General features: G+C 29.5%; 10 protein-coding genes and 3 pseudogenes. 8 read left to right on the top strand and 5 right to left on the bottom strand.

Features of this window, described 5'->3' with window-relative positions:
* Nucleotides 1-786: 786 nt before the first annotated feature.
* From HMPREF3058_RS08080 to HMPREF3058_RS11935, 3 genes and pseudogenes are all read left to right on the top strand, one after another.
* Nucleotides 787-2,148, top strand: a complete 1,362-nt coding sequence (locus HMPREF3058_RS08080; protein WP_049366262.1) for an SLC45 family MFS transporter — start codon at nt 787-789, stop codon at nt 2,146-2,148.
* A 557-nt stretch (nt 2,149-2,705) separates the two neighbouring features.
* Nucleotides 2,706-2,798 (top strand): annotated as a pseudogene (locus tag HMPREF3058_RS11940) (cadmium resistance transporter); the annotation flags it as partial.
* A pseudogene (locus tag HMPREF3058_RS11935) lies at nt 2,776-3,021 on the top strand (ArsR/SmtB family transcription factor); the annotation flags it as partial. The pseudogenes HMPREF3058_RS11940 and HMPREF3058_RS11935, both read left to right, overlap by 23 nt.
* Before the next feature lie 19 nt (nt 3,022-3,040).
* On the opposite strand, the gene arsC reads toward HMPREF3058_RS11935, so the two are convergent.
* The 5 genes from arsC to arsD form a co-directional block, all read right to left on the bottom strand.
* A complete protein-coding gene (gene arsC / locus HMPREF3058_RS08075) occupies nt 3,041-3,442 on the bottom strand; it encodes an arsenate reductase (thioredoxin) (protein ID WP_070731314.1) in 402 nt (133 codons plus the stop codon).
* 16 nt (nt 3,443-3,458) lie between these two features.
* Nucleotides 3,459-4,748: an arsenite efflux transporter membrane subunit ArsB gene (gene arsB, locus HMPREF3058_RS08070; protein ID WP_070731342.1), complete on the bottom strand. Its 1,290-nt coding sequence runs from the start codon at nt 4,746-4,748 to the stop codon at nt 3,459-3,461.
* A gap of 2 nt (nt 4,749-4,750) precedes the next feature.
* A complete protein-coding gene (locus HMPREF3058_RS08065; RefSeq protein WP_002437624.1) occupies nt 4,751-5,065 on the bottom strand; it encodes an ArsR/SmtB family transcription factor in 315 nt (104 codons plus the stop codon).
* A 149-nt stretch (nt 5,066-5,214) separates the two neighbouring features.
* The gene (arsA, locus tag HMPREF3058_RS08060) at nt 5,215-6,939 is read right to left on the bottom strand and encodes an arsenical pump-driving ATPase (RefSeq protein WP_176745826.1); all 1,725 of its coding nucleotides are present in this window, start codon (nt 6,937-6,939) and stop codon (nt 5,215-5,217) included.
* A complete protein-coding gene (arsD, locus tag HMPREF3058_RS08055; protein ID WP_046044530.1) occupies nt 6,926-7,273 on the bottom strand; it encodes an arsenite efflux transporter metallochaperone ArsD in 348 nt (115 codons plus the stop codon). Before arsD ends, arsA begins: the two co-directional genes overlap by 14 nt.
* A gap of 281 nt (nt 7,274-7,554) precedes the next feature.
* Here arsD and HMPREF3058_RS12445 point away from each other — a divergent pair.
* The 5 genes and pseudogenes from HMPREF3058_RS12445 to HMPREF3058_RS08035 all read left to right on the top strand — a co-directional run.
* Nucleotides 7,555-7,741, top strand: a pseudogene (locus HMPREF3058_RS12445) (hypothetical protein); the annotation flags it as partial.
* 50 nt (nt 7,742-7,791) lie between these two features.
* Nucleotides 7,792-8,112 (top strand): ArsR/SmtB family transcription factor, encoded by a 321-nt coding sequence (locus HMPREF3058_RS08050; RefSeq protein ID WP_002474934.1) that lies wholly within the window; start codon nt 7,792-7,794, stop codon nt 8,110-8,112.
* An 87-nt stretch (nt 8,113-8,199) separates the two neighbouring features.
* Entirely contained in the window at nt 8,200-9,084 is an 885-nt protein-coding gene (locus HMPREF3058_RS08045) for a permease (RefSeq protein ID WP_070731310.1), read from the top strand.
* A gap of 13 nt (nt 9,085-9,097) precedes the next feature.
* Entirely contained in the window at nt 9,098-9,226 is a 129-nt protein-coding gene (locus HMPREF3058_RS12440; protein WP_002447564.1) for a hypothetical protein, read from the top strand.
* 254 nt (nt 9,227-9,480) lie between these two features.
* Nucleotides 9,481-10,094, top strand: a 614-nt coding sequence (locus HMPREF3058_RS08035; RefSeq protein WP_070731308.1) for a tandem-type lipoprotein, incomplete at its 3' end; no start/stop codon positions are given.

The raw sequence follows: 10,094 nt of genomic DNA, 5'->3' as shown, positions 1-10,094 counted from the left end.
AACACATCTGAATCTTATAGACATCTGGAGTTGATATCTTGATTCCTAGCGCATCACAAGTATTATTGTGATTGCATTTGGTATTTTTTAAATTAGCAAAATAATTTTGAGAATATATAAAGCCATTTAAAGATTATTGAAAACAAAAAGTTAAAGTAATTATTAGTTTTTAATCATTTATTGCTACCCTTGGTTATTAACTACTAAAAGGACTAAGTGATCGTAATGAGTCGCTTAGTCCTTTTTATAATCCTTTTCCCAACTTCTTTAAGCAAGAATATATCCACTAATTGTCCACTGTCTACTCAGTCTATTTTGTCTATTCTTCAATTGTCCATTAACATTAAAATTTGTCATGGTCGCACTGGTGAAATGATTATAGAAATTATCATAACAACTACAGCAATATTACGCTTTGTTCCAGGTGATTTTTTATTATTTGAATTTAAACTCACGTATACCAAACATTTCTCAACAATACTATATCATTTCATTTAGGTAAGTAATGATTAATGATATCTTGAAAAAAGTCGTATCTGTATCACTCTTTAAAAACACTGAAATAGCTTACTCAAGAATTTCTTCATCTTCGATTGCTTTAAAATGTTGATGTCGATAAATTCAAGTAAAAAATAAAATTTATTGAAAAAAGGTATCAAAGCTTGCTTAAAAATTGTGGAGTGTTAAAATTATTATTGAAAACGGTTCCAATGAATTGTTGTTTGCTATAGGTAGTTAATCATTGAATTAATTAACTATATCGAGTAATAAATGGGAGAGATAGAAATGAACGATACAGATAGAACACATAAGGAAAATAAGTTAGAACAAGATATTACACTACCTTATTTAAAAAAAGCAGTTATTTTTTCAATTACTTTTGGTTTCTTTGGTGTAAATATGGCTTTTGCACTTCAATCAGCAATGATGGGGAGAATATTCCAAACGTTAGGAGCTAATCCTAATAATTTAGGATGGTTTTTTATTTTGCCACCTTTAGTAGGAATGATTGTTCAACCCCTTATTGGATACTACTCTGACAGAACTTGGACCAGATTTGGACGTCGTATGCCGTATTTGTTAATAGCTGGTCCAATTGGAGCCATCGTATTAGTCTTATTACCTAATGCAGGCTCATTTAATTTTGGATATGCTTCACTCATGGCTTTATCCTTTGGTGCGGTGATGACTTTACTTATGGATTTGACTTCAAATGCATGTATGCAACCATACAAAATGATTATTGGGGATATGGTAAACGAAAAACAAAGAGATATGGCATGGTCTTGGCAACAAATTTTTTCAAATTTAGGTGGTATTATTGCTACGGTATTACCATTTTTATTAACAATGTTGGGAATGAGTAATGTAGCACCTAAAGGTGAAGTACCAATGACTGTAAAATTAGCTTATTATATTGCTGCAGCAGTATTATTAATTGCTTCTATATGGACAGTTATCTCTGTTAGGGAATATGAGCCTAAAACGTATAATTATTATCATGGAATCAATGAGAACAATAGAAATAATAAATTAAACTTATTACAGTTATTAAAAAAAGCCCCTAAACAATTTTGGCAAATTAGTGTAGTTCAATTTTTTAACTGGTTTGCATTGATGTATCTTTGGACATATTCAACAGGTGCAATAGCAAAAAATGTTTGGAATGTGACAGACCCCTCTTCAGCCGGATATCAAGCAGCGGGAAATTGGTATGGCGTATTATACTGTATACAATTTTTGAGTTCAGTTATTTTTGGTTTTGTCATTGCAAGATCTAAACCATCCCAAAGAAAATTTTGGTATAGCTTTGGATTGGTTTTCGGTGGAATAGGTCTTATTTCAATATTCTTTATCCATAATCAATGGTTACTCATTTTTTCATTTGTATTGATTGGTATTAATAATTTAACGATGAATACACAACCATTTACATTATTAACTGAGGCAATCGATGGAGAAAATTCTGGGGCATATTTAGGTTTATTTAATACAAGTATTTGTCTACCACAAATTGTAGCGTCTATAGTCAGTTTTGGACTGTATCCATTATTGGGAAGTTCAATGCCTGCGATGCTACTGCTTGCAGGAATCATGATGCTTTTAGGTGCAGTTTCAGTTAAATTTATTAATGCAAAATTTGAATAGACTAGTAAAGAAAAATTTAATGATATTGATAAGAGCGGAAATAAAGTGTTTTTCGCTCTTTTTTTATAAAAATTATTAGAATTGTGCAATAAACGTAGAAATGATGTATTAGTAATTAAAGTAGTTGAGATCCTATCATCATTGATAAGACTCTGAAATATCTTATCAATAATTTCTTCATTTTCGTTGGCTGTGAAATGACGTATTAAACCTTTTATAAATGATAAAAAATGTTGTGATTTCAAGCAATTGTGCACTAATCTGATTGTATTGATTCATGGTCTATAGCTAATATTTATTTAAAAACCCACCTCTGTCTCTCTTTAGCATTGAATGGATACATGACTTCATGCATTTCTGGACTATTAATAGTATTGCAATTAATAAATAAAAAAACTCTTTCCTGTATTTCTTTTTATATGGCACAAGTAAATTTAAAAGTGAGATAATTGGTAAAATTAAATTTATTTATGTAATGTTATTGGAACATTGTAACATTAATGTAATAATATGGCCTGTAAGACAAATATGAGGAGGGTTTTTATAAGGTTCTCCTTATTAGTGAAATTGTTGAGAAATTCAGTCGTTGGATTATGGCTGTTATTTACATAGCATTGGGCTTATTTATTATTATTGAAGATAAGTGGTGAGAATAAGCTGAAAATTATATTAGATCTAATTAAAGAGAAAGAATTATGTGTTTGCGACTTATCTATAACTATAACATTAGGTTTGAGTATAGCTTCAACATCACATCATTTGAGAGCCCTGTATAAAAGAGAGGTGCTGAATTTTTACAAGGATGAGAAAATGGCATACTACTATATCAAAGATATAGAAATGAAATCATTATTAATAAAATGTATGATTTAAATATAAAGAAACGCTCACATTAAACGAGCGCTTCTTTGAATTCTTGTATTCTTTTTCCAATTTCATCTCTAACACGCTGGAATTCTGACCAAGGTTTGCCAGCAGGATCGTCAAATCCCCAATGTTCCTTCTTTACATTAGGCGGTAATACAGGACAGTTTTGATCAGCATCACTACATAGAGTTACTACTAAATCGGATTGGTGTAATATTGTTTCATCAATTAAATTAGAAGTATGGTTTGATATATCAATTCCAACTTCTTTCATCGCTTCAATTGCCTTTGGATTGACACCGTGTGCCTCAATACCGCCAGAATATACTTGCCATTCATCATCTAAGATGTTCTTACCCCATCCTTCAGCCATTTGGCTACGGCATGAATTACCTGTACATATAAAATAAATTATTTTCTTTGTCATCATTGACACCTCTTTTTTAAAATATAATAAGTGTGAGATATAACCCTAACAGTGTGATAAATAATACCGGAATCGTTATAATAATACCGATTTTAAAGTATGTTCCCCAAGAAATTTTAACACCTTTTTGGGTAAGCACATGTAACCAGAGAAGTGTTGCTAATGAACCAATTGGTGTGATTTTAGGTCCTAAATCAGATCCGATAACATTCGCATAAATCATGCCTTCCTTGAGTATGCTTGTTGTTTGAGATTGACCAATCGCTATTGCATCTATTAAAACAGTTGGCATGTTGTTCATAATAGATGAAAGGAATGCGGATATAAAGCCCATGCCCATGATACTACTAAATAAGCCGTAACTTGAAATATTTGTTAGTACATCACCAAGAAGCGTTGTAATCCCCACATTTTTTAGACCAAATACCACAAGATACATACCAATAGAGAATAAAACAATATTCCATGGTGCACCTTTAATTACTTGTTTCGTATGAACAGCCTTAGATTTACGTGCTAATAATACAAATATTAAAGCAATGATACCAGCAATAATTGATACTGGAATATTTATAAACTCGCTTATTAAATAACCAACTAGCAATACAGTGAGTACAATCCACGAGATATTAAAAAGCTTTTTGTCCTTAATCGCTTCTTTTGGCTCCCTAATATTTACTGCATCAAATTTTCTTGGGATAGACTTTCTAAAATAAAGCCATAAGACAAGAATACTTGCGATTAAAGAGAATATATTAGGTATAATCATTTTACTGAAGTACTCAACAAATCCAATATCAAAGTAATCAGCAGAAACAATATTAACTAAATTACTAACAATTAATGGAAGAGATGTAGTATCTGCAATAAAACCACTAGCAATAATAAATGGGAATACCGCTTTTTTATCAAATCCTAAACTACGTACCATTGCTAAAACAATAGGCGTCAGTATTAAAGCCGCACCATCGTTCGCAAAGAAAGCTGCTACAATAGCGCCTAACAACATAATGTAAACAAACATTTTCAAGCCATTACCCTTTGATGCTCTCACCATATGTATAGCAGACCATTCAAAGAACCCAATTTCATCTAATATGAGTGAAATGAGAATAACTGCAACAAAAGTTAAGGTCGCATTCCAAACAATTCCAGTAACTTCTAGTACATCTGAAAAGCTTACAACGCCAGTGATTATAGCAACTACAGCACCAATTAATGCAGTAATACCAATATCTAGACCTTTAGGTTGCCATATAACAAAAATTAACGTTAATATAAAAATTGTGATTGCTAATATTGTCATTGTTAACATTCACCTTTCTCTACAGTTTCACATATACATGGGACAGTACTGGAACTCAATAGAGTGAGTCGTGATGTAATGTCATCTAATACAGCATGATTCAATTTATATAAATTTTTATTACCATCCTTTCTAGATGTAATTAAATTATTGTCTTTTAATACTTTCATATGATGACTTAATGTGGGTTGAGAAAAAGAAAAATGCTGTAATAAATCACAAGCGCATAATTCACCGCAAGATAACAAATCTAATATCTCAAGACGGCTACTATCAGCCATCACTTTCAAGTATTGCGATATTTCACTATAATTCAATTTTTTTCTCCCTTTCTACTTGGAATCTTTTATATCGTTAATAATTTTTATTGTCATTTGATAAATTACATACTTGCTTAACTCCTAAATTATTAACTGGTTTAAAATAGACTCTACTTATCATATAGTTCTCATTATAATCAATAATATCAATATTCTAATACTCGATAAGGTATGACAAAGTAATTATCAAGACTTTCATTTTTAATCTTGTTTATCCAAAATGATTCATCTTCTTTTTTGTTATTAAAAAGGTCATCACGTTGATTTAGCGTAACTAACGATTGATTAACAACCCACCAATTATGGCCTATATTAGCTCTATTTAAATCTTCTACTAAACGTTTAGATTCTAAATAAGGTGTTTTTTCTGCTAATGTTACGATTATCATCTGTGTTAAATTTTTATTTTGAATTTTGGGTAATAATGTTTCAACATTACTGGTAGTTTGAGTTGATTTTTTCTTTAATTCTCTATGATGATTTTCACTAGAATCAAGTAATAGCAAGGTATGGCCTGTAGGAGCTGTATCTACAATTACGTAATCCATGTCGTCTTGATTCTCCATAATGTCACTAAAGGCTTTGAAAAATGCTATTTCTTCTGTACAAGGTGATTTTAAATCTTCCATAATATAATCAATATCGTCTTGTGGTGTATCATCATTCACTGTGGCTAGTACTTCTTTTTTATACTTTTCTAATGCTTGTTCTTCATCAATATAAGCAGTATTTAAATTACTTGTAGTTTCAACATTAATTTCTTTAGTAGGGTCAGTAGTTGCTAAAAGAACACGATATCCTTTATTAGATAATGCTGTAGCTAATTGCGTTGCTACTGTCGTTTTACCAACGCCACCTTTTCCCATTGTAAATAAATATTGAACTTTACTATTTTCAATTTCATCTATTAATTTATTGAATTGCGGATGATCTTCAACAATAAAGTCATCATTTTCAATTAAGTTATCATCATTTAATAGATTAGTTAAACTTTCTATACCTTCTTCTTTCTGCTTTTTATATGGAACGTAATAAGCATGATTGTTATTTAACCATTCAATAAAATGATTAATGTTTTTATCTTGTTCCGATTTCATCTGACTCGAAATTAAACCGTGACTTTCTTCTATATAGTTGTTAATGATTACTTTGAATCTAGAAATTGACAGTTGTTGTAATTCTTGTTGCGCTCTTTGAATTTCATATATAGAAGAGTGACTAGGTCTCGCAACTAACATCATGGTCGTATCATCTTGGTTACGTAGTTTTTCAAGTGCTGAATTATATTTAACTCTATTTTCATTTAAACCTGATAATTGACCTAAGCAAGAAGCGTCATTACTTGTTGTATTTAAATAATCTGTCCATGCAGAAGGTAATTCAAGCATTCTCAAGGTGTGACCTGTTGGAGCTGTATCAAATATAATGAAATCAAATTCTTGTTCTAAAGTTTTATCGGATAAAAAATTTGTAAATTCATTAAATGCTGCTACTTCAACTGTACACGAGCCACTTAACTGTTCTTTCATCTCAGCAAGCACATCTTCTGGTAGAATACCCTCATAAGGTTCTATAGATTGTGCTTTATAATCGTCTGCAGCAACAATCGGGTCAAAATTGGCTATAGAGAGATTAGGTATAGGTTGATATTTAGTTAATTTATTAGATAGTTCCATTTGAAATACATCTTGTAAATTACTAGCTGGATCAGTACTTACTAAAGCTACTTTCTTTCCATTCTCTGCTAAGTTTAAAGCAATAAAACTTGATATCGTCGTTTTGCCTACGCCACCTTTACCAGTAAAAAACAAATATTTTGTTAACTCAATGTTATCTAAATTCAATTTATTTAAGTACTTAACAGCATCCATCTCCACCACAGCATCCTCCATTTCTCATTTGATTAACCGTAATAATTTCATCGGCTTCTTCTTGGGTAATATAAGCGCCCGTTTTAGCTATATTGCCTTCTATAAAAGTGATTGGTAAAACTTCATCACCTTTGTCTTGAATTAAACGAATAACTTCTTTATTTTGAATAAATTCATTCGGATTATTATTCATATTATAACGTTGAACTTCTATTTGATTTTGCTTTAAATATTCATTGATTTGGTTCGCTTTTATTAGTGTTTCATCCGGTTCTGGACCACATACCCCAGTAGAACAGCACATAGCTTCTTCGTATATTTCAATATTTAACATTATACTCACCTCATTAATTAATTTACGATTATAGACTAACATCTATATAGATTAATGTCTATGTTTATGGTTGAGTTTAAAAATTTTGATAAATTTAATTCTTAATAATACAATTTATGAAGAAATTATTTTAATATTTCTGTGAGAAATACCTAAGTTTATGTAAAATTATAGGTTTTTTTCTTGCGATAATATATATAGTGATTTATATTTAATACATCAAGAAAAATTGATGTATTAAATGATATAAAACTAAATTGACAATAAGAAAGTGTGATTGATTACGAGTAAATCATGCAAGTACTTTAACTTTTGGTTACTTTGTTAGTTATTTAAATCTTGTTATCCTATCAAGAGAAATCAATTTAAAAGAAGCTACAATATTATATGTAGAAGGAGTTCTTTAAAGGTAATATTACTCAGTATGGCGAATCAACAAAAAATGACAACAAACAATTCAAGAATTGAAATAAAGATAATATAAACTCAATGAAATATTATAAAAAGGATGGTCTTTTATGGAAGTTATTAAAACAAAGACTGATATGAGTGAAGATCAACAGTTGGACTTTTATGAAAAGATGTTTAATGCACTTGCCGATAAAATCAGATTAAAAATACTAAATCAAATTAGCCAAAGCTCTAATAAATCATTATGTGTGTGTGATTTAGAAGAATTATTAGATATAAAACAATCTAAACTTTCTTATCATTTAAAAAAATTAGTAGATGCAAATGTTCTTATTGCTGAAAAGCATGGCACATGGAATTATTATAAAATTAATGAGCAACAAATACAGGTTGTTTTAAATGAAGATACTTGTTGTAAGATACTTTAAGTATCTTTTTTAATATAATATTAATCAATATTTTTTGATATATTAATCAAAAAAAGTTGATTAATTAAATTTGGAGGAATTATATTAATGTTAGATTCAAGTATAGAATTCATAAAGACATTTTTAATGCTATTTTTTGAATTATTAGTACTATTCATAGTAGTGAGTTTTATTGTAAGTATAATCCAGCAAATAGTTTCAGAAGAGAAAATAAAACAATTTTTAAGTAAACCTAATCAAGTTATTAATTATATTTTGGGAATGATATTTGGTTCGATTACACCTTTTTGCTCTTGTTCAACAATTCCTATACTTGCAGGTTTATTAAATTCTAAAGTTCCATTTGGTCCTGCAGTGAGTTTCTTGATTGCATCGCCATTAATGAATCCATTAATGATATTTATGTTATGGAGTTTACTAAGTTGGAAAGTTGCTGTTATTTACTTTGTTGTACTAGCGATTTTTAGTATTTTAACGGGTCTAGTATTTTCAAAAATGAATTTAGCTAAAACTTACAAAGGTGTAAACGTTAAAGGAGATGGGTTTTTTGCTAATAAAACTGGATCTCGTGTTAAACATGCATTAAATGATGCTTGGGCATTCTTATATCCAATGCTTCCTTATTTATTTATTGGTGTGTTTATTGGTGCTTTTATATATGGATTTGTACCTGAAACGTTTATCACTAAATATGCAAGTGGAGATAGTAGTATATCCGTACTCATTGCATCAGTAGTAGGTATTCCTATGTATATTAGACCTGAAACTATGTTACCTATAGCCGGAGCATTAGCTTCAAAAGGAATGTCCTTGGGAACGGTTGTCTCATTAATAATAGGTGGTGCCGGTGCAAGTATTCCAGAAGTAGTATTATTATCTAAATTATTCAAAAAAGAGTTTGTAGTATCGTTTGTTATCGCCATTTTAGTTGTAGCTATTTCTACAGGTTTGATTGTGAACATCATTATTTAAAGGGGGTGAGTTGATGGGAATCAAAGATGTATTAAATAAAATGAAACCTCAGGATCAATCATGTTGTTCTGTGGAAATTGAAGAAAAAAAAGAGAAGAATGAAAAAGAACAGCAGGATAATAACAATTGTTGTAACAATTAATTTAGAAGTCTGTAAAATATATGCTTCTAATAAATAAAAGAACGACAAATTCCAATGTAATAGTATGGAATTTGTCGTTCTTTCGTTTCAGTTAAGGAAAATGATTTTGTTTATTTATTAATTATGAAAGTAAAATAAAATTTTAATTCCATCTTAAATGTATTATATATTCATTGTTTGGTAATATGTAGATGTTTAAGAAGTTGATTTATATAATGTTTACCAATTTATGATAAATAGAAAGATGTGAAAATATGAAACATTCAAGCAAAATAATAGTATTTGTAAGTTTCTTAATTTTAACGATTTTTATTGGAGGATGTGGTTTTATAAATAAAGAAGATAGCAAAGAAACGGAAATCAAACAAAACTTTAATAAAATGTTAGACGTGTATCCAACTAAAAATCTAGAAGACTTTTATGATAAAGAGGGCTATCGTGATGAAGAGTTTGATAAAGGAGATAAAGGAACTTGGATAGTTCATTCTAAAATGGTCATTGAACCAAAAGGAAAGAATATGGAATCCAGAGGAATAATTCTACGTATAAATCGTAATACTAGAACAACAAAAGGATACTTTTTAATTAGTGAGATAACAGAAGACAAAAATGGCTATGCGCATAATAAAGATAAAAAATATCCTGTCGTAATGAAACATAATCAAATTATTCCAACGAAGCCTATACAAGACGATAAGTTAAAAAAAGAAATTGAGAACTTCAAATTTTTTGTGCAATATGGCAATTTTAAAAACTTAAAAGATTATAAAGATGGAGAGATATCTTACAATCCTAATGTTCCTAGTTATTCTGCGAAATATCAATTGAGTAATAATGACTATAACGTGAAACAATTAAGAAAAAGATA

This window comes from Staphylococcus sp. HMSC068G11, assembly GCF_001815825.1.
Classification (GTDB): Bacteria; Bacillota; Bacilli; order Staphylococcales; family Staphylococcaceae; genus Staphylococcus; species Staphylococcus epidermidis.
The sequence above is the reverse complement of the archived record's forward strand: the minus strand, read 5'-3'. Positions and strand labels throughout refer to the sequence as shown.